Raw genomic sequence first — 26,621 nt, 5'->3', positions numbered from 1 at the left:
GCTACGGAGCGGTGTGCAGCCGCAGCGTCCGTACGCCACCACCGGTGAGGAGCTCGACGATGCGCTCCCCGGCGGGCTTGCGCACGGCCGAGCCGCACTCGGGACAGGTGAAGGAGTAGAAGGTGGTGCGGGGGCCGGCCCCGATCGCGAGGCGCAACGCCTCGGCACCGAGCTCGAAGCGCGTCCGGCAGTCGGGGCAGCCGGCCCGGAACGTTACGGTGTGGTCCGCCGCGAGCCGGGCCGCTTCCGCGACGCCCGTCCCATGTGACCCCGGGGACTCGGTGCCGTCCTGGGTTCCCGTCATCGTCAGACCACGCCGTCGTAGGCGGCGAGCGCTTCGGCCGCGGCCCGGCGGGCGCTCTCGGCCAGCTCCGGGGGCGACACGATACGGCCCTCGCCACCGAGCCGGAGCGCCAGCCTCCGCAAGCTGGCCGGGTCCGGGGTGCGCAGGGTGATCACCAGCCCGCCGTCGGGACGCTCCTCGGCACGGTCGTGCGGGTAGTACTCGGCGACCCACCGGCCGCCGGCGCCGACCTCGATCACCACTTCCGGGTCCTCCGCGGCCGGCTGCACGAGCCCTTCCGACAGGTCGCGGAGCTCCAGCTCCGGGGGTGCGGCCGGGTCGTCGAGCAGCCGGATCTCCGCGACCCGGTCCAGACGGAAGGTGCGCCGGGCCTCGGAGAGCCGGCACCAGCCCTCCAGGTAGGTGTGGCCCACGGCGAAGAGCCGGATCGGGTCCACCTCGCGCTCGGTGAGTTCGTCCCGGGCGGGCGAGTAGTAGCGCAGCCAGAGCCGTCGGCGTTCGGAGATGGCCCGGTCGACCTCGGCGAAGACGCCACCCTCCGACTCGAAGGTCACCGAGAGCCGGGAGCTGGCCGCACCGGTCTCCCCCGCGGCCGTCTCCAGCTTGGCGGTGGCCCGTACCAGCGCGAGCCGGTCGCTCTCGCGCAGTCCGGGCAGGGTGGCGACGGCCCGCGCGGCGACGAGCAGCGCGGTGGCCTCGTCGGCGGCGAGCCGCAGCGGCTCGGCGACGTCGTCCGGGTTGTGCCACCAGATCCGGTCGCCGTCGGTGTCGATGTCGAGCAGATCGCCGCCGCGGAAGCTGGTCCCGCACATGGGCAGCACGTCCAGGTCGGAGATGAGCTCGTCCTCGGTGATGCCGAAGGCCCGGGCGACGTCCTGCACATGGGCGCCGGGGCGCTCGCGCAGATAGGTCACCAGGGAGAGCATCCGCCGGGTCTGGTCGATCGCGTTCGTGGCCATGGTGTCGTCGCCCTCAGTCCTCGAGTCCTTCAGTCCTTCGCCACGGCGCGCAGCCGGTCGACCACATCGGCCCGCAGATCGGCCGGTCCGAGCACGACGACGTCCGGTCCGAACTCGACGAGCCAGGCGTCGAGCCCGTGTCCGTACGGGATCTCCAGCTCGTCCCAGCCGTCGCCGAGGTCCCGTACCGAGACCGCGCGCGAGCGCAGCGGGAAGCCGGCCCCGCCGCGCAGCCTGATCCGGGCGGTGCGGGTGGCGGTCTCGCCGGCCCAGCTCTCCACGGTCTCCCGGACGGTGACCACGTCGGGGATGGCGGCGGTGAAGACGCCGGCCCGGGAGCGGACCCTGCCGGTGATGCGGGAGAGGCGGAAGACGCGCTCGGCGCCGCGCTCCCGGTCCCAGCCGGCCAGGTACCAGTGGCCGCGCCAGCACTCCAGCCCCCAGGGCTCGACCTGGCGCTGTTCGGCGTGGGCGGAATTGCCCTTGCGGTAGTCGAAGGTGACCGGGCGTCGGTCGCGGCAGGCCAGCATCAGCGGTTCGAAGGCGGCCTCGTGCACGGGGATGCGCGGTTCGAGGGCGCTCGGTACCTCGTACGTGTCCTCGGCCTCGGGCATTCCGGCGGCCCGAAGCTTCTGCAGCGCGCCACTGGCGGCTCCGGCGAGGCGGGCCTGCTGCCACACCTTCGCGGCGATCTCCAGGGCCGCCGCCTCCTCCGCGCTGAGAGTGATCGGCGGGAGGCGGTTGCTGTCGCGGCGGGCGAGGTAGCCGATGTCTCCGTCGAGTCCCTCGACGGTCTCGATGACGAGGCCGAGTTCGCGCAGGTCGTCCTTGTCGCGCTCGAACATGCGGTTGAAGGACTCGTCCGAACCGGCTTCGAGGTACGCCTCGATGGAGCCGCGCAGCTCGCGCTTGCTGAGCGGACGCCGTGTGCCCAGCAGGCACAGCGCGAGGTTCATCAACCGCTCGGCCTTGGCAATCGCCATCGACGCCCCTTCTCTCCATGCGCTACGACGCTCGACCGTACCGCCCCCGGGGGCCCCGGCAAAAACACGCGTGCCCGGGCACCGACGCCGGGAGGGCCCGTGCCGAACGGCACGGGCCCTCCCGGGCCTCCGCGAAGGAGGCGCGATCCTGGCGGACGCCTGGCGGATGGCGACAGGGTCGCTTTCCGGCCAGATCGCCGAGCGGTCGGACCGCCGGACGAACGGGCGGTCCGGACCAGCCGGACGATCACGTCCGACGATCAGGTCCGACGATCAGACCGCGACGAGGTCGCAGACGAAGATCAGCGTCTCACCCGGCGCGATGGCGGCACCGGCACCGCGGTCACCGTAGGCGAGGTGCGCCGGGATGATCAGCTGGCGACGGCCGCCGACCTTCATGCCCTGGACGCCCTGGTCCCAGCCCGCGATGACCCGGCCGGCACCGAGCGGGAACTTGAGCGGCTCACCGCGGTTCCACGAGGAGTCGAACTCCTCACCGGTGGAGAAGGCCACGCCCACGTAGTGGACGGAGACAAAGTCGCCGGCCTTGGCGACGGCGCCGTCGCCCTCCCAGATCTCCTTGATCTGGAGGTCGGTCGGCGGCTCGCCGCCCGGGAAGTCGACCTCGGGCTTGTCGATGCTCACTAAAACTGCTCCTTGGAAAAGATGAACTGCACAACCGGGACAGTCTTACATCTTCGCCAGCAGGTCCACCGCGAAGACCAGGGTCGACTTGGCGGGAATCGACTGCTGCGCCTCGTCACCGAAGCCCTGGTCCGGCGGGATGACCAGCAGCACCCGGCTGCCGACCTTCTTGCCGACCAGCCCGCTCTTCAGGCCCTTGAGGGTCACCTGCTCCAGCGGGAAGGTCTGGGTCTTCCCCTGTTCGTAGGTGCTGTCGAACGTCTTTCCGTCCTTCCACAGCAGACCCACGTAGTTCACCACGACGCTGTCGGTGTCCGTGATGACCGCGCCGTCGGACTCCAGCACGTAGGTGGAGGAGAGCTTGGTGGGCGGGTCGCTCTTCGGGACGGTGACGCTGGGCGCCTTGCCGTCCGTGTTGGTGCCGACCTTCGGCAGCGCGGCGTCGTTCTGGGGGACCTTGGTGCCCTCGGCGGAGGCCGGGATCTGGGTGGCCTTGACGACGTCGATGACGAAGACGAGGGTCGCGTTGGCCTTGATGTCGCCCTGGCCCTGTGCGCCGTACGCGAGGTCCGGCGGGATGACCAGCTGGACGCGGCTGCCGACCTTCTGGCCGACGAGGCCCTTGTCCCAGCCCTGGATGACCATGCCGGCGCCCAGGGTCAGATCGAACGGGGTCTTGCGGTCGAAGCTGTTGTCGAACGGCTTCGTGGAGTCCCAGGCCTGGCCGAGGTAGTTGACCTGGACCGCGTCACCGTTCTTCAGCGCGGCACCGTCGCCCTCGCTGATGACCGTGGTCTTCAGCTCCTTGGGCGGGTCGCCCACGCCCTTGGCGATGGTGGGTTTCTCACCGAACTTGGCACCCGCGGTGATCGCGGGCACGCCGGTCTCGGACGAAGCGGAGTCGGAGGCCTTGTCGTCGCTGCCGCAGGCCGCTGCGGAGAGCAGCAGGAGGGGGACGACGAGAAGGCCGGCAAGTCGGCGCACTGGTTCCTCAGATCTCAGACGACACAGTCATGGGTCCCGGACACCTTACGGCCTTCGCACTGTGCGGAACCGGTTCGCGACGCCCCGCGACGCGGCCCGGCCGGTCGTCTCCCCCGTGCGTGCGACCCTCGGGCGCCGCGTACGGCGTGGTGTTCGAGTACGGCACGGGCGCACGGGACAGGCCCCGGAACGGGTGTTCCGGGGCCTGCCTCACGAAGCCGGGTGACGGCGCGGAGCCGTCGACGGGCGCGGGGCCGCCTCTACATTCCCGCGATCAGCTTCTCCACCCGGTCGTCCACCGAGCGGAACGGGTCCTTGCACAACACCGTGCGCTGTGCCTGGTCGTTGAGCTTGAGGTGGACCCAGTCGACGGTGAAGTCCCGCCGCTGCTCCTGGGCCCGCTTGATGAAGTCCCCGCGCAGCCGCGCCCGGGTGGTCTGCGGGGGCACGGACTTGCCCTCGAAGATCTTCAGGTCGTTGCAGATGCGGGTGGCCTGGCCCTTGCGCTCCAGGAGGTAGTACAGACCTCGGCGCCGGTGGATGTCGTGATAGGCGAGGTCTATCTGAGCGACCCGCGGGTGCGACATGGTCATGTTGTGCTTGGCCCGGTACCGCTCGATGAGCTTGTACTTCATGACCCAGTCGATCTCGGTGGCGATCTTGTCGAGGTCCTCCGCCTCGATCGCGTCCAGGGTGCGGCCCCAGAGTTCGAGGACCTGGTCGACGGTGCCGGTGCGGATGCCCCGGCGTTCGACGAAGTCGACCGCCTTGTCGTAGTACTCGCGCTGGATCTCGATGGCCGACGCCTCGCGGCCGCTGGCCAGGCGCACCTTGCGCCGGCCGGTCGTGTCGTGGCTGACCTCGCGGATCGCCCGGATCGGGTTCTCCAGCGTCAGATCGCGCATCACCGTGCCCGCTTCGATCATGCGGAGCACGAGGTCGGTGGCGCCGACCTTGAGCAGCATGGTCGTCTCGGACATGTTCGAGTCACCGACGATGACGTGCAGGCGGCGGTAGCGCTCGGCGTCGGCGTGCGGCTCGTCGCGGGTGTTGATGATCGGCCGGGAGCGCGTGGTGGCGGAGCTGACGCCCTCCCAGATGTGCTCGGCACGCTGGCTCACGCAGTAGACCGCTCCGCGCGGGGTCTGCAAGACCTTGCCCGCGCCGCAGATCAGCTGCCTCGTGACGAGGAACGGAATGAGGATGTCCGCGAGCCGGGAGAATTCCCCGTGCCGGGCCACGAGGTAGTTCTCGTGGCAGCCGTAGGAGTTGCCCGCTGAGTCGGTGTTGTTCTTGAAGAGATAGACGTCGCCCGCGATTCCTTCCTCGTGCAGGCGGCGTTCGGCGTCGACGAGCAGACCTTCCAGAATGCGTTCGCCAGCCTTGTCGTGGGTGACAAGCTCAGTGAGGTTGTCGCATTCGGGAGTTGCGTATTCCGGATGCGAACCCACGTCGAGGTAGAGGCGGGCGCCGTTCCGCAGAAAGACATTGCTGCTGCGGCCCCATGACACGACACGGCGGAAGAGGTAGCGCGCCACTTCGTCAGGTGACAGTCGGCGCTGTCCCCTGAACGTGCACGTGACGCCGTACTCGTTCTCCAGCCCGAAAATGCGGCGGTCCATGACTGAACATTACGCCTTACGGCGTGAGCTGAAACCGGGTTCGACAGCTCCGTTTCGATCATTTTCCGAACCGGCCGCGACGACGCGCTCACGTGCCGGAACTGCGAGGACCTTTCCGGTGGCCAGCAGAACCAGCAGGGCCGCCACTCCGCCCGCTCCGGCGACGGCGAAGCTCCATGCCGTGCCGCCCAGCTCGACGGCGGGCCCCGCCACGGCCGTACCGGCCGCCGCGCCCACACCGATGGTCGTCACCAGCCAGGAGAACGCCTCGGTCACGGTGCCCCGGGGCGCGTGCCGGTCGACCACGATGAACGAGCAGGCGATGGAAGGCGCGAGGAACACCCCGGCGAGGGCGGCGAGGGCCGTCATCGCGACCACACCGGGCGTCAGCACGAGCGGCAGGTAGCAGAGGGCGAGCAGGGCGACGAGGCCGCGGAGCCGCCGCTCGGGCGCACCGGCCCACTGCCGGGCCCCGTACGCCGCACCGCCGATCAGCGCGCCGAGCCCCAGGGCCGCCATCAGCCAGCCGTACACGGACTCGCGGCCCTGGTCGTCGGCGTAGGCGACGCCCGCCACGGTGATCGAGCCGAGCGCGATCCCGACGAAGAAGAGCGAGCCGAGGAGGGCGAGAAGCCCGGGCGAGCGCAGGGCGCCGAGCCAGTGGGCCTCGCGGGGTGCGGACCGCCAGGTGCGGGAGGGCTCGGACAGGACCACCGAGAGCGCCCCGAGTACCCCGGCGGCGTTGACGACGAGCAGCGCCACGGCCGGCGACCAGAGCGACACCAGCAGGGTCACCAGCAGCGGCCCTGCGGTGAACATGACCTCCTGGGCGACGGCGTCCAGGGCGTAGGCGCGGTGCACCCGCTCCTCGCGCTGCCCGAGGACGGAGGGCCAGAGGGCGCGCAGCCCGCCCTCCAGGGGCGGGGTGGCCACTCCGGCGAGGATGACCGCCGCGTAGGCGAGCGGCAGCGGGTCCAGGCCCGCGAGGGCCAGCAGCACCATGCCGAGGGCGGAGACGACCGCCGCCGGGAACTGCACGCGCGGCTGGCCGTACAGGTCCACCGCCCGGCCGAGGAGCGGCTGCCCTACGGCCGTGGCGAGGCCGTACGCGGCGGCGAGCCCGCCGGCCAGCGAATAGCTGCCGCCCTCGGCCCGGGTGAAGAGCACGATCGCGATCGGGGCGATGCCGTTCGGCAGCCGTCCGACCAGGGTGCCGGTGAGCAGCCGGGCCGCGTGCCGCTCCCGGAGGATGTCCAGATATCCCGCGGCCATTTCCCGCCCCTCTCCCCCGGTGCGGGCCCACGCCCGCCCGAGGTTTTACGTATAACTTCAAGGTTCATACGTACCATGTGCGCAGTCCGCCGGTCCACCGCGCAGCACCCGCCGCGCTCCGGCCGGCCCGGACGGTCCCGCACCGCACCACCCGCACGGAGGCCCCAGTGAGCAGCACGTCCCAGCCGGCCCCGGCCCGCCCCACCAGCCGGGACGTGGCGCGGGTCGCGGGGGTGTCGCAGGCGACGGTCTCACTGGTGCTGGGCGGTAAGTGGACGGGCAGAGTGTCGGAGGCCACCGCGGAGCGGGTCCGGGCGAGCGCGCGCGACCTCGGCTACCGGCCCAACCTCGCGGCGCGCAGCCTGCGCCTGGGGAAGACCCGCACCGCGCTGCTGGTGGTGCCCGCACTCACCCACGAGTTCTTCGCCCGCGTCTACACGGGCGCCGCCTCGGTCGCCGCCGACCACGACTTCGGAGTGGTGCTCTACCCGTCGCCCGACGGCACCGGACCGGCGAAGGACCCCTTCGCCAGCGCCCGTGCGGCGCTCGACGGGGTGATCGCCTCGTCCATGGCGACGGAGGCCCTCGGGGCACTGAGCGGTACGGAGCTGCCGCTGGTGATGCTGGACAGCGACCCGTCCGGAGCGGGCGCCGCGGCCCGGGTGAACCTCGACATCGCGGACGGGATGCGTCAGGTGGCGGAGCATCTGCTCGCCCTCGGTCACCGCCGTTTCACGCACGTGGCCGCTGCCGTCGACTCGTGGACCTTCGCGGTGCGCGCCCGCGCCCTGCGCGAGGCGCTCACGGCGGTACCCGGCACCTCGCTGCGTACGGTCGCCTCGGCGCTGGAGGTCTCCGGGGGGCTGCGGGCGGCCGAGGCGGTGCTGACCGCTCCGGGGCCCCGGCCGACCGCGCTGGTCTGCGACGGGGACGTCCTGGCGGCGGGGGCCTGCAAGGCGGCCCGGCGCCTCGGCCTGCGGGTGCCCGACGACCTGTCCGTGTCGGGCTTCGACGACCTGGCGCTCGCCACCGCGGTGGAGCCCGAGCTGACCACGGTGGCGCTCCCCGCCGAGCAGGTCGGCGAGCGGGGCATGACCGCCCTGCTCGCGGTGCTGGAGGGCCGCCCCGTCCGTACCGGCAGCCTGCCGGTGGAGCTGGTCGTACGCGGCTCCACCGCCGCGCCCCCCACGGCCGGCTGACGGCCGACCGGCAGACCGCGGACCGCAGACACGACGGTGCCCCGGGCTCCGCGTCCGCTGGACGGGGAGCCCGGGGCAGGGTCACTGACCGGCCGCCGGGACTACTCCTCGGTGGACCCGCTCGACTCCTCGGACTCGGTCTCCTCCGTGTCGGACGGCGCGTCCGTGGGGGTGGTCGCCGCGGCGCCGTCGGCTTCCAGCAGGCGCGCGAGCTGCCGGCCGACGATCCGCTTGAACTTGCGCTGCTGGGGCCGGGTCCGGTCCAGCACCGCGACCTCCAGCCGCTCCGCGGGGATCTCCCGCTCGCTGCCGTTGGGGTCGCGGGAGAGCGCCTGGACGGCGAGCTTGAGCGCCTCGGCCAGCGTCATGCCGTCGCGGTGCCGCTGATCCAGGAAGGTGCTGATCTGCTCGGCGTTCCCGCCGACCGCGACCGACCCGTGTTCGTCGACGATCGAACCGTCGTGCGGCAGCCGATAGATCTGGTCGCCCTCGGGCTCGGCACCGACCTCGGCGACGACCAACTCCACCTCGTACGGCTTCTCGGCCGCGCTGGAGAAGATGGTGCCGAGCGTCTGCGCGTAGACGTTGGCCAGCCCACGGGCCGTCACGTCGTCGCGGTCGTAGGTGTATCCGCGCAGATCTGCGTAGCGGACCCCGCCGATGCGGAGGTTCTCGTACTCGTTGTACTTGCCGGCGGCGGCGAAGCCGATCCGGTCGTAGATCTCGCTGAACTTGTGCAGCGCGCGGGACGGGTTCTCGCCGACGAACACAATGCCGTCGGCGTACTGCAGCACGACCAGGCTGCGACCTCGGGCGATGCCCTTGCGGGCGTATTCCGCCCGGTCGGCCATGGCCTGCTGGGGTGAGACATAGAACGGCGTCGACACCGGCTATCCGTCCCTTTCTGTCAGTGACGAGTGCATCTGGGAATCCCCGGAACCCCGGGCCGGATCAGAGCAGAGCCGCGCGCGGGCCGTCGGGCTGTTCGAGACGGCGCTCCAGGATCTCCCGGGCGATCGCGGAGGACTCGCCGTCCGACAGCCGGCGGAAGCCCTCGTCGGTGATGACGGTGACGATCGGGTAGATGCGGCGCGCCACGTCGGGGCCGCCCGTCGCGGAGTCGTCGTCCGCGGCGTCGTACAGGGCCTGCACGACCAGGGTGAGCGCCTGGGACTCCGTCAGGTCCTCGCGGTAGAGCTTCTTCATGGAGCCGCGCGCGAAGAGCGAGCCGGAGCCCGTGGAGGCGTATCCGGCGTGCTCCTCGGAGCGGCCTCCGGTGACGTCGTACGAGAAGATCCTGCCCCGGCCCTTGTCGACGTCGTAGCCGGCGAAGAGGGGGACGACCGCGAGTCCCTGCATGGCCATCGCCAGGTTGCCGCGGATCATCGTGGAGAGGCGGTTCGCCTTGCCCTCCAGGGAGAGCTGCGCGCCCTCGACCTTCTCGAAGTGCTCCAGCTCCAGCTGGAAGAGCTTGACCATCTCCACCGCGAGACCGGCGGTGCCCGCGATACCGACGGCGGAGTACTCGTCGGCGGGAAAGACCTTCTCGATGTCGCGCTGCGCGATCATGTTGCCCATGGTGGCCCGCCGGTCACCGGCGAGCACCACACCGCCGGGGAACGAGGCCGCGACGATGGTCGTCCCGTGCGGTGCCTCGACGGCGCCCTTGAGCGGCGGGAGGCTCCGGTTGCCCGGAAGCATCGCGGGTGCGTGGTCGGACAGGAAGTCCATGAACGAGGACGAACCCGGCGTCAGGAACGCAGCTGGTAGACGCCCGGTGTGACGAGTGTTGGCTTCCACGCGTTTCCCTCCAGGTATGCATGCGACGGCCCGCCGGGGTCGGGACGGACGCCCGATGCGCCGATGGCCGGTGTGCGGTTGAAGCACCGTACGTCACGGACCCTACCCGCCCGGTGGCGGTGATCCACCTGTACGGGGGAAGCGGCCGGCGGAGGTACTCGCCGGCCGGCCGCTCCCCCGCGACGGCCCCGCCGCCGCCGGTGACCTCCCGGTCAGCGGCGGCATGCGTACGGGAAGCCGGTCCGGTGGTTCAGGGCGCCGGACGCCCGTTCACCTCCGGTGACCCGTGCACGGAACACGTGTCCGGACGGCTGTCCGGAACCGGTGTCCGCGCGGACTACTCCCCGCCCTTCTGTACGAAGCTCCGCACGAAGTCCTCGGCGTTCTCCTCCAGGACGTCGTCGATCTCGTCCAGGACCGAGTCGACGTCGTCGCTCAGCTTCTCCTGGCGCTCCTTGAGGTCCTCCGAAGCCTGCGCTTCCTGCGCCTGCTCCTCGGTCTCCTCGGTGGAGCGCGTCGCCTTCTGCTGTCCGCCGCCGGTGTCCTTGGTCGCCATCTAGCTCACCCCGCTCGGTTCGAAGCATTCGAAGCTCTTGATCAGACCCTACCCACGGGGTCCGACATCGGCCCGGTACTTTTCCAACGTCCGGGCCCTGTCCCGATCATTCCCCTCCGGCGGCCCGTTCAGCCGCCGGACAGCACCCGGACCAGCTCTTCCGCCGTGCGGCAGCGGTCCAGGAGGTTCTTGACGTGCTCCCGCGTACCGCGCAGCGGCTCCATGGTGGGCACCCGTTGCAGAGAGTCATGGCCCGGGAGGTCGAAGATGACCGAGTCCCAGGAGGCGGCGGCCACGTCGTCCGCGTACTGCTCCAGGCAGCGGCCCCGGAAATAGGCCCGGGTGTCCTCCGGAGGCTGTGTACGCGCCCTGGAGACCGCGTCCTCGTCCCAGAGGCGCTTCATCCGCCCACTGGCCACGAGCCGGTTGTAGAGCCCCTTGTCGGGCCGTACGTCCGCGTACTGGAGGTCCACCAGGTGCAGGCGCGGGGCGTCCCACTCCAGGCCGTCCCTGCGGCGGTAGCCGTCCATCAGGGCCCGCTTGGCCACCCAGTCCAGCTCGCCCGACAGGCTCATCGGGTCGTTCTCCAGGCGGTTGAGGGTGTCCTCCCAGCGCAGCAGGACGTCCCGGGTCTGCTCGTCGGCGTCGGCGCCGTATCGCTCCTCGACGTACTTGCGGGCCAGCTCGAAGTACTCCATCTGAAGCTGCACCGCGGTGAGTGTCCGGCCGCTGCGGAGCGTGATCAGGCGCTGGAGGGACGGGTCGTGCGAGACCTGGTGCAGGGTCCGTACGGGCTGGTCGACCGCGAGGTCCACGTTGATGAACCCGTCCTCGATCATCGAGAGGACCAGGGAGGTGGTGCCGAGCTTCAGATAGGTCGAGATCTCGGAGAGATTGGCGTCCCCGATGATGACGTGCAGCCTGCGGTACTTCTCCGCGTCGGAGTGCGGTTCGTCGCGGGTGTTGATGATGGGGCGCTTGAGCGTCGTCTCCAGCCCCACCTCCACCTCGAAGTAGTCGGCGCGCTGGCTGAGCTGGAAACCGTGGTCGCGGCCGTCCTGCCCGATGCCGACCCGTCCCGCCCCGGTGACGACCTGGCGGCTCACGAAGAACGGGGTCAGGTGGCGCACGATGTCCGAGAAGGGGGTGTCCCTTCTCATCAGGTAGTTCTCGTGCGTGCCGTAGGAGGCGCCCTTGTTGTCGGTGTTGTTCTTGTAGAGGTGGATCGGCTGGGCACCCGGGATGGCCGCGGCCAGTTCGGCGGCCTCGGCCATGATGCGCTCGCCGGCCTTGTCCCAGAGGACGGCGTCCCGGGGGTTGGTGATCTCCGGGGAGCTGTACTCGGGGTGCGCGTGGTCGACGTAGAGGCGGGCGCCGTTGGTCAGGATGACGTTGGCCAGGCCGATGTCCTCGTCGGTGAGCTGGCTGGAGTCGGCGGTCTCGCGGGCGAGGTCGAAGCCTCGCGCGTCCCGCAGCGGATTCTCCTCCTCGAAGTCCCAGCGGGCTCGGCGCGCCCGGTGCATCGCGGCCGCGTAGGCGTTGACGATCTGGGACGAGGTGAGCATGGCATTGGCGTTGGGGTGGCCGGGGACGGAGATTCCGTACTCCGTCTCGATGCCCATTACTCGCCGTACGGTCATGCGGCCCTCCTTGCCCGGCGTCGTCCCTCCGGGAACGACGCTCAAGTACCGCTGCTTGTCCGGTTTGCGTGCGCGGTCGTCCGGCCCCGCACTGCGCGGTCGGCGGTACGTCAGAGCCTAGAGCGCCTCTGCCCCGGTGGGGAGATCCATTACGTCTTTGTTCGGATGCGGCGCGGATAAGGCGCGGATACGGCGCGATACGGCGGCGGCTCCGGGGAAAACAGCCGGCTGCGGATGCCCCGTGGGGCAGCCGCAGCCGGTCCGTTCGTTACAGGTACTGCCCGGTGTTCGCGACCGTGTCGATGGAACGGCCGGTGTCCGCGCCCTGCTTTCCGGTGACGAGCGTGCGGATGAAGACGATCCGCTCGCCCTTCTTTCCGGAGATCCGGGCCCAGTCGTCCGGGTTGGTGGTGTTGGGCAGGTCCTCGTTCTCCTTGAACTCGTCCACGCAAGCCTGGAGGAGATGGGAGACGCGAATGCCCTTCTGGCCTTCTTCGAGGAACGCCTTGATGGCCATCTTCTTCGCCCGGTCGACGATGTTCTGGATCATCGCGCCGGAGTTGAAGTCCTTGAAATAGAGGACTTCCTTGTCACCGTTGGCGTAGGTGACTTCGAGGAAGCGGTTCTCCTCCGATTCCGTGTACATCCGCTCGACCACGGACTGGATCATGGCGTGGGCGGCGGCCGGCTTGGAGCCGGCGTGCTCGGCCAGATCGTCCGAGTGCAGCGGAAGCGACGAGGTGAGGTACTTCGCGAAGATGTCCTTCGCGGCCTCCGCGTCCGGTCGCTCGATCTTGATCTTCACGTCGAGACGGCCGGGCCGGAGAATGGCCGGGTCGATCATGTCCTCGCGGTTGGAGGCGCCGATGACGATGACGTTCTCCAGCCCTTCCACACCATCGATCTCGGCGAGCAGCTGCGGGACGATGGTGTTCTCCACGTCCGAGCTGACGCCGCTGCCGCGGGTACGGAAGAGGGATTCCATCTCGTCGAAGAAGACGATGACGGGGGTACCCTCGCTCGCCTTCTCCCGGGCACGCTGGAAGACGAGGCGGATGTGCCGCTCGGTCTCACCGACGTACTTGTTGAGGAGTTCGGGGCCCTTGATATTGAGGAAGTAGCTCTTCCCCGTGGGCTGGCCGGTCACCTCGGCGACCTTCTTGGCGAGCGAGTTGGCGACTGCCTTGGCGATGAGCGTCTTGCCGCAGCCGGGCGGACCGTAGAGCAGGATGCCCTTCGGCGGACGGAGCTCGTGCTCCTTGAAGAGGTCGGGGTGGAGGTACGGGAGCTCGACCGCGTCGCGGATCAGTTCGATCTGGTCGCCCAGGCCGCCGATCTTGTCGTAGTCGATGTCCGGGACCTCTTCGAGGACGAGTTCCTCGACCTCGCTCTTGGGCACCACTTCGTAGACGTAGCCGGACCTGGGTTCCAGCAGGAGCGCGTCGCCGGGGCGGATGGTGATGTCGAGCAGCGGCTCGGCGAGCCGCACCACCCGTTCCTCGTCGGTGTGCCCGACCACCAGGGCACGCTCGCCGTCCTCAAGGATCTCCTTGAGGGTGACGATGTCCCCGGCCCGCTCGAATTCCATGGCCTCGACCACGTTGAGCGCTTCGTTGAGCATGACTTCCTGGCCTCGACGGAGGCCTTCGAGCTCAACACTGGGGCTGACGTTCACCCGGAGCTTGCGGCCCCCGGTGAAGATGTCGCAGGTACCGTCCTCATTGGCCTGCAGGAACACGCCGAAGCCCGCAGGCGGCTGGGCGAGCCTGTCGACCTCCTCCTTGAGAGCCACGATCTGGTCGCGGGCCTCGCGGAGCGTATGGGCGAGCCGTTCGTTCTGTGCGGTCACGCCGGACAGACTGGTCTGCAACTCGACGACCCGCTCTTCGAGAATTCTCGAATGACGCGGAGAGTCGGCGAGCTTACGTCGCAGGACGGCGATTTCCTGCTCAAGATAGGCGACCTGGCCCGACGGGTCTTCTGACCCCCGCCCGGGCCGGATGGCACGGTTGATGTCGTCGTCGTGGGCTGCCACGGTCCTCACCTCCTCCAAGGGGAGCTGGACGCTTCCTGACCCTACCTGCGTGGGTGGTGATTGAAACCCCTAGATCACAAAGACCGCGGGGTGTGTCCGATCTTCACCCTTGCTCTCCCCCTCGTGCCAAGGGAATACCCACCCTTGGGCACCCGAAAGCAGCCAGTTGTATCGTCGAACCGTTCAACACCCGTCAGGGCTGGCTTCAATTGGTTGAGATACGCAGGGATCGGCAGGACATATGACCGTGCAGCAGGACTCGCCCGGCACGAGCGACACCGAGGATCTGGAGGTCTGGATCGACCAGGACCTGTGCACGGGCGACGGGATCTGCGTCCAGTACGCCCCGGAAGTGTTCGAGCTGGACATCGACGGACTGGCCTATGTGAAGAGCGCCGACGACGAGTTGCTCCAGGAGCCGGGCGCCACCACGCGGGTCCCGCTGCCCCTGCTGACGGACGTGGTGGATTCGGCCAAGGAGTGCCCCGGCGACTGCATCCACGTACGTCGGGTTTCGGACAGCGTCGAGGTCTACGGCCCGGACGCGGCCTGACTGTCGCGGGCAGGGCCCGGGGCCGGTCAGACGCCGGCGTCGGGCCGCGCGACGGACCGCAGGAAGGCACCGCCCGACCACCGCCAGGTGATCTCCTCCCGTTGGTCGGGGCAGCACCGGGGCACCTCGTCGGAGGAGTAGCCGAGCGTGGTCGCCGAGACGACGGCGTTCCCCACGGCGAGTTCACCGACCGTCGTGCGCAGAGCGGGGTCCACCAGGGTCGCCACGATCCGGGGTACGGCCCCGCTTCCGTGTGTCAGGACGTAGACGCCGTCCGGCGGCGTACCCGAGCCGGCCGCGCAGTGCACGGCCACCACGGTCTCGGGCTTCCCGTCGCCGTCCAGGTCGCCCCGGGCCTGCCGGCCGACGGCCTGGCCCACGCTCCCGCAGACGAGCGGGAAGACCACGCCGGCCGGGTCGGGGGCCTCGGCGGTGACCCGGGGAGCCGTGGTACCGACCGGAGCGGCGGACGCGGACGCGGTCGGGTCGCCGGGCTGCAGCACACCGGCGACGGCGACGGTCGCGAACACCGCTGCGGCGGTGGCGAGCCAGTGCATCGTCCTGGAGTCGTTGTGCGCGAGGTCCGGGAGCACGGAGGGCTGCACGCGGTCTGTCTCCTGATGTTTCCGGGGAGCATGTGGAACGCCCCCGCGGGCATCGGCGGCAGGGGGTGGCCAGCATCGTGCCACACCTCACACGGGCAGGGAACAGCGGGGTGCCGGGCGGCTTCCGCGGACAACCGGAGGGCGCCGCGACGGGCCCGGACGCCGGCTCGCGCGCGGGTAGAGGCTGTCCCCCGCGATTCCTGGCGATACAGCCCTCAGGGCGAACGTGTCCCACGCGAAGGGCGCCGCCGCCCCGCCTGCCCGGGTCGGTCCGGAAGGGCGGGGCGGCGGCGCCCATCGCTGCACCGCGAGCGGTTCGTGGTGGTCGGTCACCACGGGCCGGTCGGGGTCGTCAGTCGCGCACGTCGGCGCTGTCCTCGGCCTCCGGCGCACGGTCGGCGGAGGCCTTCCGGCCACCGGGACCGTCGTAGTCGTCGCCGTAGGCGCCCTTGGAGGGACGGCGGCGGCGCATCGGGGGCTCGACCCCGTCGGCCAGGCGACGGGCGGTCACCAGGAAGCCGGTGTGCCCGATCATCCGGTGGTCCGGGCGGACCGCGAGACCCTCGACGTGCCAGTTGCGGATCATGGATTCCCACGGCTGCGGCTCGGCGAAGCAGCCGATCTCCCGGAGGGACTCGACCGTCCGCGAGAGCTGCGTGGTGGTGGCGACGTACGCGCAGAGGATGCCGCCGGGCACCAGCGCCTTGGAGACGGCCTCCAGGCACTCCCACGGGGCGAGCATGTCCAGGACGACCCGGTCGACCTCGGTGTCGGAGAGGTTGTCCTGGAGGTCGCCGACGGTGAGCTGCCAGGCCGGGTGCGGGCTGCCGAAGTAGCGCTCCACGTTCTGCTGGGCGATCTCGGCGAAGTCCTCGCGGCGCTCGTAGGAGTGCAGCATGCCCTGCTCACCGATGGCGCGCAGCAGGAAGGTGGAGAGCGCGCCCGATCCGACGCCCGCTTCCACGACCCGGGCGCCGGGGAAGATGTCGGCGAAGGCCAGGATCTGGCCCGCGTCCTTGGGGTAGACCACGGCGGCGCCGCGGGGCATGGAGAGGACGTAGTCGGGGAGCAGGGGGCGCAGCGCGAGATAGGCGACGTTTCCCGTGGTACGGACAACACTGCCCTCGGGAGCACCGATCAGCTCGTCGTGCGGGAAAGAACCCTTGTGGGTGTGGAAGTTCTTTCCGGCTTCGAGCGTGAAGGTGTGGTGGCGTCCCTTGGGATCGGTGAGCTGTACTTGGTCCCCGACCTTGAAGGGCCCACGTCGGCGGGCGGCACCGGTCGGTTCAGACATGTGACCAGCGTACCGGTGTTTCCCGGGCCGGATTCCGCCGGTGGACGGCCGCCGTCCCCCAGCCGTCCTCAGGACCCGGGACGCTTCATGGCTGCGAGGAAGGCGCGTTCGACGTCGGTCGTGGAGAGGACGCCGTAGACCGCGCCGGTCTCCTCCACGACGAGGTACTCGGTCGCGGGGGTGGCGCGCAGCCGGTCGAGCAGTTCCTCGCCCGCGAGTTCGGCGGGTACCCGCATGCCCTCGTCGAGGTCCTGTGCGAGGCCGCCGACGGCGACCCAGGGCCGGCGGTGCTCGGGGATCCCGCCGATCGCGGACTCCCGGACGAGGCCCTTCGGCGTGCCCTCGGGATCGACGACGACGAGGGCGCGGGCCCCCGCCTCGTTGGCCCTGCGCAGCGCTTCGGAGAGCGGGGTCGCGGATTCCACGGGCACGGCGCGGCGGGTGAGGGTGCGGGCCTGGAGTTCGGGGAGGTGTTCGCGCAGGCGTGCCATACGCAGGCTGTTGCCGGCGCCGGTCCAGATGATGCCGGCGAGGATGGCGGCGAGCAGGGCGTCGGTGACCGTCTCCATTCCGCCGGTCTCGATGGCGGAGTCACCGGTGCGCGTCAGCAGCGGGAGGCCGATGAGCACGGCGACGGCGAGGCCGCGGCCGACCCAGGCGGCGACGACGGTGCCGCTCATGGGCTTGCCGGTGATCTTCCAGACGACGGCGCGCAGCATGCGCCCGCCGTCGAGTGGCAGACCGGGCAGCAGGTTGAAGACGGCGACGATCAGATTGGAGATCATCAGTCCGGCGAGCAGGACGCCGGGGACGGTGCCGGGCTCCACGAACTGCATGGAGAGATAGAACACTCCGGCCAGGACGAGGGAGAGGAGCGGTCCCACGAAGGCGAGGACGAACTCGCGCCCCGGGGTCTCGGTCTCCTTCTCGATCTCCGAGACTCCACCGAAGAACTGGAGCTGGATGCGGCGCACGGGGAGCTTGTACCGGAGGGCGGCGACCGTGTGCGCGAGTTCGTGCACCAGGACGGAGGCGTAGAAGACGACGGCGAAGAAGAGGGCGACCAGGTAGCGGGCGGCGCCCAGCTCGGGCAGGACGCGGTCGAGCTGTCCTCCGAAGACCCAGGTGATGAGCGCCGCGACGACGAACCAGCTGGGGGCCACGTACACGGGCACGCCGAACGGGCGGCCCATCAGCAGGCCGCCGCCGGGTCCGGCGGGGCGGCGCGGACGTTCCTTGCCGGGTCCGGGGTCCGTTCCCCCCGCACCGGGCTGCGGGCGCCCGCCTTCGCCGCTCTCGTCGCTCTCGTCCACTGGGTCCTTCCGTCCGGGCGTGGGCGTCTGAGTCGATCATGCAGTGCCCGAGGCTCTGCCGTCGATGGTATGCCGCCCGCTGTCAGTGGCGGGTCGTAGGGTCTGGGGCATGAGTTCCGCACCCCGGCCCCCCGCGCCGCCGTCCTCCCTGTCGCCGTCGCGGGCGAACGACTTCATGCAGTGCCCTTTGCTCTACCGCTTCCGGGTCATCGACAAACTGCCCGAGAAGCCGAGCGAGGCGGCCACCCGGGGAACCCTGGTGCACGCGGTGCTGGAGCGGCTCTTCGACGCACCCGCGGCGGAGCGTACGGCGCCGAGGGCGCGGGCCCTGGTGCCCGGGCAGTGGGACCGGCTGCTGGAGTCGAAGCCGGAGCTGACGGAGCTGTTCGCCGAGGACACCGGTGGCGAGCGGCTGGCCGGCTGGCTCGGCGAGGCGGAGCGGTTGGTGGAGCGGTGGTTCTCGCTGGAGGACCCGACGCGGCTTGAGCCGGTCGAGCGCGAGATGTTCGTCGAGACGGAGCTGGAGTCGGGGCTGCGGCTGCGCGGGGTGATCGACCGCGTCGACATCGCGCCGACGGGCGAGGTCCGGATCGTCGACTACAAGACGGGGAAGGCGCCGCGCCCGGAGTACGCGGAGAGCGCGCTCTTCCAGATGAAGTTCTACGCGCTGGTGGTCTGGCGGCTCAAGGGCGTGGTGCCGCGCCGGCTCCAGCTGGTGTATCTCGGCAGTGGCGACGTCATGACGTACGACCCGGTGGTCGCGGACCTGGAGCGGGTGGAGCGGAAGCTGCACGCGCTCTGGGAAGCGATCCGGCTGGCGACGGAGACCGGCGAGTGGCGGCCGAGGCCGACCAAGCTCTGCGGCTGGTGCGACCACCGTGCGGTCTGCCCGGAATTCGGCGGGACTCCCCCGGTCTATCCGCTCCCCGTGGTGCTGCCGGAATCCCGTGAGGATGAGGCGGGCAGAATGGGGCCGGTGGGGGCCGACGCCGGTCGGCCCGCGTCCCCAGACGGTTCCTGAGGAGTTATTCGTGGCAATCCGCGTCCTGCTGGTCGACGATCAACCCCTGCTGCGCACCGGCTTCCGGATGATTCTGGAGGCCGAGGGCGATCTCGCGGTGGTCGGCGAGGCGGGTGACGGACTCCAGGCCATCGACCAAGTCCGGGCGCTCCAGCCGGACGTGGTGCTGATGGACATCCGGATGCCGCGGATGGACGGGGTGGAGGCGACCCGCCAGATCACCGGCCCGGACCGGGACGGTCCGGCGAAGGTGCTGGTGCTGACGACGTTCGACCTCGACGAGTACGTCGTGGAGGCGCTGCGCGCGGGCGCCAGCGGCTTCCTGCTCAAGGACGCCCCGGCCAACGAGCTGTTGCAGGCGATCCGGGTCGTGGCCGCTGGAGAGGCGATGCTCGCGCCGAGCGTCACCCGGCGGCTGCTCGACAAGTACGCCGACCACCTCCCGTCCGGCGAGGAGCCGGTCCCCGACGCGCTGCACCGGCTGACCGACCGCGAGGTGGAGGTGCTGAAGCTGGTGGCGCGCGGGCTGTCGAACGCGGAGATCGCGGCGGACCTGTTCGTCAGCGAGACGACGGTGAAGACGCACGTCGGCCATGTACTGACCAAGCTCCAGCTGCGCGACCGGGTGCAGGCGGCGGTGTACGCGTACGAGAGCGGGCTGGTGCGGCCGGGCGCGCAGTAGTGGCGGGCGGTGCCGGACGGTCGCGCCGGGCGCCCCGCCCGACCGGCACCGCACCGGATGTCTCACCGGGGATCGCCCACCCGGTTCCGGCCCGTGATCTCAAGCGCCCCGTCGCCCAGAACGAGATGGCGGGCCCCCTTTTCGTCCACGACGGCGTGGGGACCGGCTGGCCCGCGGAAGGCCTCGGTCCGCACACGGAAGCGGGCGGGATCCGGGGTCGCGTCCTCACGCAGGCGCCAGGCGGCCGAGTCGCCGTCCCCGGGCCCTGGCGGCACCGCCAGGTGGATCAGACCCGATGCCTCTCGGTCCCCGCCGAACTGGTTGCGGTCCGAGGTGTACATGGCCAGCCGGAGCTCGGACCGCGCCGGTCCCGGACCATCGGGATCGGGCCGCCCCGGTGGGTCGCCGGCCGGGTGCGCGTCCGTCGGTGAGCGATCGGGTGCGCCGACCCGGCCACTCACCGCCTCGTAGAGTTCGGTCAGATGTTTCGACCGGCGGGCCTCGTCCCGGAGCACGGTGGCGAACCAGTGGGCCAGGCCGGGCCCTCCGCGCCCGGCCCAGGTCCGGATCAGCTCGCGGAAGGCGGCCTCCCTGCGGTGGGGCAGTCGGTGTGCCCCCGCGGCGAGTATCGCCTCCCCCGCTCCGGCGAAGGCCCGGTGCAGGGCTCGTACCGGAATCTCTTCGCAGTGGCGGGGGAAGCGGACTCCGCGGATCTCCACCATGGCCTCACGCAGGACGGTCGCCGCCGCCCACGCGGCCGGGCCCGGATACCTCCACGGGGGCGACGCCGCCCCGGCGGAACGGCTCTCGCGACGCTCCTCGGTCGCGTCGGCCCGGCGCCCCGCGGCGGAGGCGTACCAGTAGGGGTCTTTGAGGCTGTAGTGCGCCGTGGCCGCGCGGAGTGCACCGCGGGTGCCGATACGGATCGACGCCTCGCCGGTGCTCGACCCGTCGAGCGAGGCGCCCCGGGCGTCGAGGGAATCGAAGCTGACTTCCGCGACGTCCTCCAGCCACAGGTACAGATTCGCCTGCTCGGGCGGCTCACCTCCTCCGACCGGAAAAGAGCGGTCGACGTCCAGCCGGACGTGGCCCACGAGGCGGCTGCCTGCCAGCTCCATCCTCAGATCGTGGACCTGGGCCGTCGCCATGTCGTAGTCGGCCGCCAGCTCCCCCGCACTCGACCGTGTCAGCCGCTCGCCCATCGGTGCCATCACGTGTCCGTCGCGGTCGCGCCACGGCCCGCACCACGGTTCTGTCGGCGGGAGCAGCCGGTCCAGGGAGTGCCCGGCTGCCGCGGTACGCTCCAGTATCCAGGTCCGTCGCTGCTCACCGAGGTCGGCGAGCCATTTCAGCAGCACGCGTGCCCGGCGTTCGCGCCCGCGCCGGGTGAGCGCGGTCGCCGCCCGGAACAGCGGATGGGTTCCGTTGTCCCACACGTCGGCGGCCGCTCGGACGCTCTCCCGGTCGAAGCGGCGGGCGTCCGAGGAGGCGTCGGCGATCTGCGTGAGCGAGCCGTCGAGCAGCGCCCCCAGCGCGGCGAGGGCGGACGGGTCGCGGTCGCCTCGCACGAGGTCCCTGACCGCTCGGCCGGCTCTGCCGGAACGCGGATCGCGGGCAGCGGGCAAACCGGGCTCCGTACTACGGCCGGGTCCCGCCGGGCCGTTCAGTTCTGGTTTCCGTGGGACGCCGGGTCCAGCACCAGCTTCTGCAGGAACGCCAGGTCGACGTCTTCCAGCGAGCCGACGACCACGCGTCCGGCGGCCGGTGCGATGGGCGCCACGGAGGGGACGGCCACGACCCGGCATCCGGCGGCTTCCGCCGAGGCGACGCCGGTGGCGGTGTCCTCGATGACGGCGCAGCGGGCGGGGTCGGCGCCGAATCCGGCGGCGGCGGCGAGGTAGGGGTCGGGGTGCGGCTTGGTGCGGGCGACCTCGTCCCCGGCGACGGTCAGCGCGAAGTGGTGGTGGCCGATCGAGTCGAGTACCCGGTCGATGATCCGGCGGTGCGAGGCGGAGACGAGGGCGGTCGGCACCGCGTGGGCGGAGAGTTCGGCGAGCAGCCGGGCCGCGCCGGGCATGAGGGGCACGCCCCGGCCGATGCGCTTCTCGAAGCGGTCGTTCAGCAGGACCGTGAGTTCCTCGACGGCGATGTCCGCGCCGGTCACGTCGATGAGGTAACCGGCGCTGCGGGTCATCGGCCCGCCGACGACCACCTCGCGCCAGGACTCGTCCAGCCGGTGGCCGAGGTCGGCGAAGACCTCCACCTCGGTGTCCCACCAGAAGCCCTCGGAGTCGACCAGGGTGCCGTCCATGTCGAGAAGGACGGCCTGCAGGGTGGCACCGTCGGTCGTGCGGGTCAGGGACGCGGGGACCGTACTCGTCATGCGGCACACCTTCCGTGAGGGAAGAGAAGGCCGGCCACCCTTCCGGAGAAGGGCGACCGGCCTCACTGGACCGACCATTCTACGACGTGTACGGCTTTCGCGCGTGAACGGCCCCGGGTGATTTCCCGACGCGAACACGTCGGGAAGGTGCCGCCCGGCGAGCGTGCGCGGCGCGTCAGCGCGCGTTGAAGTACTTCGCCTCGGGGTGGTGGATGACGATGGCGTCCGTGGACTGCTCGGGGTGGAGCTGGAACTCCTCGGAGAGGTGGACGCCGATGCGCTCGGGCTGGAGCAGCTCGGCGATCTTCGCGCGGTCCTCCAGGTCGGGGCAGGCGCCGTAGCCGAGGGAGAAGCGCGCGCCGCGGTACTTGAGCGCGAACATGTCCTCGACGTGGTCCGGGTCCTCGCCGGAGTAGCCGAGCTCGGAGCGGACCCGGGCGTGCCAGTACTCGGCGAGGGCCTCGGCGAGCTGGACGGAGAGGCCGTGCAGCTCCAGGTAGTCGCGGTAGGCGTTGGCCTCGAAGAGCTTGGCGGTCTCGGTGCCGATCCTGGAGCCGACGGTGACGACCTGGAGGCCGACGACGTCCTTCTCGCCGGACTCCTCCGGGCGGAAGAAGTCGGCGAGGCAGAGGCGGCGGCCGCGGCGCTGGCGGGGGAAGGTGAAGCGGGTGCGCTCGGAGCCGTCCTCGTTGAAGAGGATCAGGTCGTCGCCCTTGGAGGCGCAGGGGAAGTAGCCGTACACGACGGCGGCTTCCAGCAGGTTCTCGGTCTGGAGCTTGTCGAGCCAGCCGCGCAGGTGCGGGCGGCCCTCGGTCTCCACGAGCTCCTCGTAGGTCGGGCCGTCGCCGGCGCGGGCCTGCTTGAGGCCCCACTGGCCCTTGAAGAGCGCGCCCTCGTCGAGCCAGGAGGCGTACTCCTTCAGCTGGATGCCCTTGACGACACGGGTGCCCCAGAACGGCGGGGTGGGTACCGGGTTGTCGGTGGCGACGTCGGAGCGGACGCCGGTCTCCGGCTCGGTGACCTCCAGGACGGCGGTGTCGCGCTTGGGCACCCGTCGCTGCTTGAGCTCGGGGAGGACGGCCCCGGGGACGCCGCGCTTGACGGCGATGAGGGCGTCCATCAGGCGCAGGCCCTCGAACGCGTCGCGGGCGTAGCGGACCTCGCCCTCGTAGATCTCGTGCAGGTCCTGTTCGACGTAGGCCCGGGTGAGGGCCGCGCCGCCGAGGATCACCGGAAAGCGGGCGGCCAGCTTGCGCTGGTTCAGCTCCTCCAGGTTCTCCTTCATGATGACGGTGGACTTCACGAGGAGGCCGGACATGCCGATGACGTCGGCCCGGTGTTCCTCGGCGGCTTCGAGGATCGCGGAGACCGGCTGCTTGATGCCGATGTTGACGACGTTGTAGCCGTTGTTGGAGAGGATGATGTCGACGAGGTTCTTGCCGATGTCGTGGACGTCGCCTCGGACGGTGGCCAGCACGATGGTGCCCTTGCCCTCCGCGTCGGACTTCTCCATGTGCGGTTCCAGATGGGCGACCGCGGTCTTCATGACCTCGGCGGACTGGAGCACGAACGGCAGCTGCATCTGGCCGGAGCCGAACAGTTCGCCGACCACCTTCATGCCTTCGAGCAGGGTGTCGTTGACGATGTCCAGGGCCGGGCGGGTTTTCAGGGCCTCGTCGAGGTCGGCCTCCAGGCCGTTCTTCTCGCCGTCGATGATGCGGCGCTGGAGTCGCTCGTCGAGCGGCAGGGCGAGGAGCTCCTCCGCCTTACCGGCCTTCATGGACTTCATGTTGACGCCCTCGAACAGCTCCATGAGCCGCTGCAACGGGTCGTAGCCTTCGGCGCGGCGGTCGTAGATCAGGTCGAGCGCGACCTTGACCTGCTCCTCTTCCAGGCGGGCGATCGGCAGGATCTTCGAGGCGTGCACGATGGCGGAGTCGAGTCCGGCCTTGACGCACTCGTCGAGGAAGACGGAGTTCAGCACGACGCGGGCGGCCGGGTTGAGGCCGAAGGAGATGTTGGAGAGGCCCAGCGTGGTCTGGACGTCGGGGTGCCGCTTCTTCAGTTCGCGGATGGCGCCGATGGTGGCGATGCCGTCTCCGCGGGACTCCTCCTGACCGGTGCAGATGGTGAAGGTCAGGGTGTCGATGAGGATGTCCGACTCGTGGATGCCCCAGTTGCCGGTGAGGTCCTCGATGAGCCGCTCGGCGATGGCGACCTTGTGCTCGACGGTGCGGGCCTGGCCCTCCTCGTCGATGGTGAGGGCGATCAGCGCGGCACCGTGCTCGGCGGCGAGCGCGGTGACCTTGGCGAAGCGCGACTCGGGGCCGTCGCCGTCCTCGTAGTTGACGGAGTTCAGGACGGCACGGCCGCCGAGCTTCTCCAGGCCGGCTCGCAGTACGGGCACCTCGGTGGAGTCCAGCACGATCGGCAGGGTGGAGGCGGTGGCGAAGCGCCCGGCCAGCTCCTCCATGTCGGCGACCCCGTCGCGGCCGACGTAGTCGACGCAGAGGTCGAGCATGTGCGCGCCCTCGCGGATCTGGTCGCGCGCCATCTCCACGCAGTCGTCCCAGCGGGCTTCCAGCATGGCCTCGCGGAACTTCTTGGAACCGTTGGCGTTCGTACGCTCACCGATGGCGAGGTACGAGGTGTCCTGACGGAACGGGACGGTCTGGTAGAGCGAGGCGGCACCGGGCTCGGGGTGCGGGTCGCGGACGGTGGGAACGACGCCCCGGACGCGCTCGACGACCTGGCGCAGGTGCTCCGGGGTCGTACCGCAGCAGCCGCCGACCAGTGAGAGGCCGTACTCACGGACGAAGGTCTCCTGGGCGTCCGCGAGTTCGCCCGGGGACAGCGGGTAGTGCGCGCCATTCTTGCCGAGGACGGGGAGACCGGCGTTCGGCATGCAGGAGAGCGGGATGCGCGAGTGCCGTGCGAGGTAGCGCAGGTGCTCGCTCATCTCGGCGGGACCGGTGGCGCAGTTCAGACCGATCAGGTCGATGCCGAGGGGTTCCAGGGCGGTGAGGGCCGCGCCGATCTCGGAGCCGAGCAGCATGGTGCCGGTCGTCTCGACGGTCACGGAGCAGATCACCGGAAGGTTCGCACCGGTGGCCTCCAGCGCACGGCGGGCGCCGATGACGGACGCCTTGGTCTGCAGCAGGTCCTGGGTGGTCTCCACCAGGAGGGCGTCGGCGCCACCGGCGATCAGGCCCTCGGCGTTCCGCTGGTAGGCGTCGCGGAGCTTGTCGTACGGGGCGTGCCCCAGGGTCGGCAGTTTGGTGCCGGGGCCCATGGAGCCGAGGACCCAGCGCTGCTGTCCGGTGGAGGCGGTGAACTCGTCGGCGACCTGGCGGGCGATGCGCGCGCCGGACTCGGAGAGTTCGAAGACCCGCTCGGGGATGTCGTATTCGCCGAGAGCGGCGAGGTTCGCGCCGAACGTATTGGTTTCGACACAGTCCACGCCGACCGCGAAGTACTCCTCGTGCACGGAGCGCACGATGTCGGGGCGGGTGACGTTGAGGATCTCGTTGCAGCCTTCGAGGTCCTGGAAGTCTTCGAGCGTGGGGTCCTGAGCCTGGAGCATGGTGCCCATGGCTCCGTCGGCCACGACCACACGGGTGGCGAGTGCTTCGCGGAGTGCGTCGGCCCTGTTCGGGTCGGCGGCGGAAGGGGTCGGCAACGAGGCCATGGATGATCTCCCAGGGATGCGACGGCTGTCGGCTTTGCGCACTTCCGGCAGAAGGCGCACCCGGCCAGCGTAGCCCGCTACCGGTGACCCCTGTGCGGGCGTCCCACCGACCGGACTGCATGCTGTGGCGGAAAAGGTGCGGCGGGGAGACGACGTAACACCGCACCTCACCCCGCGCGGAGGTCGACATCGGCCGATAGTGTTCAGCATTGTCGAACCGAGTGGACGAGTGGAGGAGTACGGCGCGATGGCCAAGAACATCCAGTCGCTGGAGCGGGCGGCGGCGATGCTGCGTCTGCTGGCGGGCGGCGAGCGCCGGCTCGGCCTCTCCGACATCGCCTCGTCCGTGGGGCTCGCCAAGGGTACGGCGCACGGCATCCTGCGCACCCTCCAGCTGGAGGGCTTCGTCGAGCAGGACCCGGCGTCCGGCCGTTACCAGCTGGGCGCGGAGCTGCTGCGCCTGGGCAACAGCTATCTGGACGTGCACGAGCTGCGCGCCCGGGCCCTCGTCTGGACCGACGACCTGGCCCGGTCGAGCGGTGAGAGCGTCCATCTCGGGGTGCTGCACCAGCACGGGGTCCTGATCGTGCACCACGTGTTCCGGCCGGACGACAGCCGCCAGGTGCTGGAGGTCGGCGCGATGCAGCCGCTGCACTCCACGGCGCTGGGCAAGGTGCTGGCCGCGTTCGACCCGATGGCGCACAGCGAGGCGCTGGAGGGGGAGCGGCGCGCCTTCACCGCGCGCACGGTCACCGCGCAGGACGCGTTCGAGGAGACGCTCTCACTGACCAGGGCGCGCGGCTGGGCCGACGACACGGAGGAGACCTGGGAGGGGGTGGCGGCCGTCGCGGCCCCCATCCACGACGGGCGCAGGATGCCGGTCGGCGCGGTGGCGGTGACGGGCGCGGTGGAGCGGCTGTGCCCGGAGGGCGAGCTGCGGCCCGAGCTGATCGCGGCGGTACGCGACTGCGCCCGGGCGGTCTCCCGCGACCTGGGGGCCGGCCGCTTCTGACGTCGTACGGCCGCCTCCGCGACTCTCCGACCACCCCCGAGCCCGCCCGTGTCGCCCCGACCGGGCGGGCT

At 70.7% G+C, this 26,621-nt stretch carries 23 protein-coding genes; 5 read left to right on the top strand and 18 right to left on the bottom strand.

Annotation, left to right across the window (positions count from 1 at the left end):
* Position 1 precedes the first annotated feature (1 nt).
* The 7 genes from ACWD3D_RS08020 to ACWD3D_RS07990 all read right to left on the bottom strand — a co-directional run bounded on the left by ACWD3D_RS08020 (position 2) and on the right by ACWD3D_RS07990 (position 6,769).
* Positions 2-304, bottom strand: a complete 303-nt coding sequence (locus ACWD3D_RS08020; protein WP_451460065.1) for a hypothetical protein — start codon at positions 302-304, stop codon at positions 2-4.
* A 2-nt stretch (positions 305-306) separates the two neighbouring features.
* The gene (locus tag ACWD3D_RS08015) at positions 307-1,263 is read right to left on the bottom strand and encodes a helix-turn-helix transcriptional regulator (RefSeq protein ID WP_387371926.1); all 957 of its coding nucleotides are present in this window, start codon (positions 1,261-1,263) and stop codon (positions 307-309) included.
* Between the two features lie 29 nt (positions 1,264-1,292).
* A complete protein-coding gene (locus ACWD3D_RS08010) occupies positions 1,293-2,246 on the bottom strand; it encodes a helix-turn-helix transcriptional regulator (protein ID WP_451460064.1) in 954 nt (317 codons plus the stop codon).
* 273 nt (positions 2,247-2,519) lie between these two features.
* The gene (locus tag ACWD3D_RS08005; RefSeq protein WP_451460063.1) at positions 2,520-2,891 is read right to left on the bottom strand and encodes an FKBP-type peptidyl-prolyl cis-trans isomerase; all 372 of its coding nucleotides are present in this window, start codon (positions 2,889-2,891) and stop codon (positions 2,520-2,522) included.
* A gap of 45 nt (positions 2,892-2,936) precedes the next feature.
* A complete protein-coding gene (locus ACWD3D_RS08000; RefSeq protein WP_451460062.1) occupies positions 2,937-3,875 on the bottom strand; it encodes an FKBP-type peptidyl-prolyl cis-trans isomerase in 939 nt (312 codons plus the stop codon).
* 260 nt (positions 3,876-4,135) lie between these two features.
* Positions 4,136-5,497 (bottom strand): Pup--protein ligase, encoded by a 1,362-nt coding sequence (pafA, locus tag ACWD3D_RS07995; protein WP_266702607.1) that lies wholly within the window; start codon positions 5,495-5,497, stop codon positions 4,136-4,138.
* 9 nt (positions 5,498-5,506) lie between these two features.
* Positions 5,507-6,769, bottom strand: a complete 1,263-nt coding sequence (locus tag ACWD3D_RS07990; protein WP_451460061.1) for an MFS transporter — start codon at positions 6,767-6,769, stop codon at positions 5,507-5,509.
* 167 nt (positions 6,770-6,936) lie between these two features.
* On the opposite strand from ACWD3D_RS07990, the gene ACWD3D_RS07985 reads away from it, so the two are divergent.
* Entirely contained in the window at positions 6,937-7,968 is a 1,032-nt protein-coding gene (locus ACWD3D_RS07985) for a LacI family DNA-binding transcriptional regulator (protein WP_451460060.1), read from the top strand.
* Positions 7,969-8,069: 101 nt separating this feature from the next.
* Here the strand turns inward: ACWD3D_RS07985 and prcA are convergent, their stop codons facing one another.
* The 5 genes from prcA to arc all read right to left on the bottom strand — a co-directional run bounded on the left by prcA (position 8,070) and on the right by arc (position 13,999).
* Complete coding sequence (prcA, locus tag ACWD3D_RS07980; protein ID WP_451460059.1) at positions 8,070-8,855, bottom strand: proteasome subunit alpha; 786 nt, start codon at positions 8,853-8,855, stop codon at positions 8,070-8,072.
* A gap of 64 nt (positions 8,856-8,919) precedes the next feature.
* On the bottom strand, positions 8,920-9,768 hold the full coding sequence (gene prcB, locus ACWD3D_RS07975; RefSeq protein ID WP_451460058.1) for a proteasome subunit beta: 849 nt from the start codon (positions 9,766-9,768) through the stop codon (positions 8,920-8,922).
* Between the two features lie 337 nt (positions 9,769-10,105).
* Positions 10,106-10,324: a ubiquitin-like protein Pup gene (locus ACWD3D_RS07970; protein WP_266702617.1), complete on the bottom strand. Its 219-nt coding sequence runs from the start codon at positions 10,322-10,324 to the stop codon at positions 10,106-10,108.
* Between the two features lie 128 nt (positions 10,325-10,452).
* Positions 10,453-11,964, bottom strand: coding sequence for a depupylase/deamidase Dop (gene dop, locus ACWD3D_RS07965; RefSeq protein ID WP_451460057.1), 1,512 nt, complete (start codon positions 11,962-11,964; stop codon positions 10,453-10,455).
* Between the two features lie 268 nt (positions 11,965-12,232).
* Positions 12,233-13,999 (bottom strand): proteasome ATPase, encoded by a 1,767-nt coding sequence (gene arc, locus ACWD3D_RS07960; protein WP_451460056.1) that lies wholly within the window; start codon positions 13,997-13,999, stop codon positions 12,233-12,235.
* 241 nt (positions 14,000-14,240) lie between these two features.
* On the opposite strand from arc, the gene ACWD3D_RS07955 reads away from it, so the two are divergent.
* Positions 14,241-14,552: a ferredoxin gene (locus ACWD3D_RS07955; RefSeq protein ID WP_451460055.1), complete on the top strand. Its 312-nt coding sequence runs from the start codon at positions 14,241-14,243 to the stop codon at positions 14,550-14,552.
* A 26-nt stretch (positions 14,553-14,578) separates the two neighbouring features.
* Here ACWD3D_RS07955 and ACWD3D_RS07950 read toward each other — a convergent pair whose 3' ends face one another.
* From ACWD3D_RS07950 to ACWD3D_RS07940, 3 genes are all read right to left on the bottom strand, one after another.
* Positions 14,579-15,157, bottom strand: coding sequence for a hypothetical protein (locus tag ACWD3D_RS07950; protein WP_451460054.1), 579 nt, complete (start codon positions 15,155-15,157; stop codon positions 14,579-14,581).
* 352 nt (positions 15,158-15,509) lie between these two features.
* On the bottom strand, positions 15,510-16,451 hold the full coding sequence (locus ACWD3D_RS07945) for a tRNA (adenine-N1)-methyltransferase (RefSeq protein WP_451460053.1): 942 nt from the start codon (positions 16,449-16,451) through the stop codon (positions 15,510-15,512).
* A 68-nt stretch (positions 16,452-16,519) separates the two neighbouring features.
* Entirely contained in the window at positions 16,520-17,764 is a 1,245-nt protein-coding gene (locus tag ACWD3D_RS07940) for a site-2 protease family protein (protein WP_451460052.1), read from the bottom strand.
* A gap of 109 nt (positions 17,765-17,873) precedes the next feature.
* On the opposite strand from ACWD3D_RS07940, the gene ACWD3D_RS07935 reads away from it, so the two are divergent.
* Positions 17,874-18,785, top strand: coding sequence for a RecB family exonuclease (locus ACWD3D_RS07935; RefSeq protein ID WP_451460051.1), 912 nt, complete (start codon positions 17,874-17,876; stop codon positions 18,783-18,785).
* 10 nt (positions 18,786-18,795) lie between these two features.
* Positions 18,796-19,467, top strand: coding sequence for a response regulator (locus tag ACWD3D_RS07930; RefSeq protein WP_266702633.1), 672 nt, complete (start codon positions 18,796-18,798; stop codon positions 19,465-19,467).
* Positions 19,468-19,529: 62 nt separating this feature from the next.
* On the opposite strand, the gene ACWD3D_RS07925 is transcribed toward ACWD3D_RS07930, so the two are convergent.
* The 3 genes from ACWD3D_RS07925 to metH all read right to left on the bottom strand — a co-directional run bounded on the left by ACWD3D_RS07925 (position 19,530) and on the right by metH (position 25,538).
* Entirely contained in the window at positions 19,530-21,035 is a 1,506-nt protein-coding gene (locus ACWD3D_RS07925; RefSeq protein WP_451460050.1) for a hypothetical protein, read from the bottom strand.
* A 95-nt stretch (positions 21,036-21,130) separates the two neighbouring features.
* The gene (locus ACWD3D_RS07920) at positions 21,131-21,850 is read right to left on the bottom strand and encodes an HAD family hydrolase (protein WP_451460049.1); all 720 of its coding nucleotides are present in this window, start codon (positions 21,848-21,850) and stop codon (positions 21,131-21,133) included.
* 175 nt (positions 21,851-22,025) lie between these two features.
* Positions 22,026-25,538 (bottom strand): methionine synthase, encoded by a 3,513-nt coding sequence (gene metH, locus ACWD3D_RS07915; RefSeq protein ID WP_451460048.1) that lies wholly within the window; start codon positions 25,536-25,538, stop codon positions 22,026-22,028.
* A gap of 247 nt (positions 25,539-25,785) precedes the next feature.
* Between metH and ACWD3D_RS07910 the strand changes: the two genes are divergently transcribed.
* On the top strand, positions 25,786-26,550 hold the full coding sequence (locus ACWD3D_RS07910) for an IclR family transcriptional regulator (RefSeq protein ID WP_451460047.1): 765 nt from the start codon (positions 25,786-25,788) through the stop codon (positions 26,548-26,550).
* Positions 26,551-26,621: the final 71 nt, after the last annotated feature.

It is taken from the genome of Streptomyces sp. NPDC002690 (genome assembly GCF_053592415.1).
Note: the sequence above shows the minus strand (reverse complement) of the source record. Positions and strands in the feature narration are given on the sequence as shown.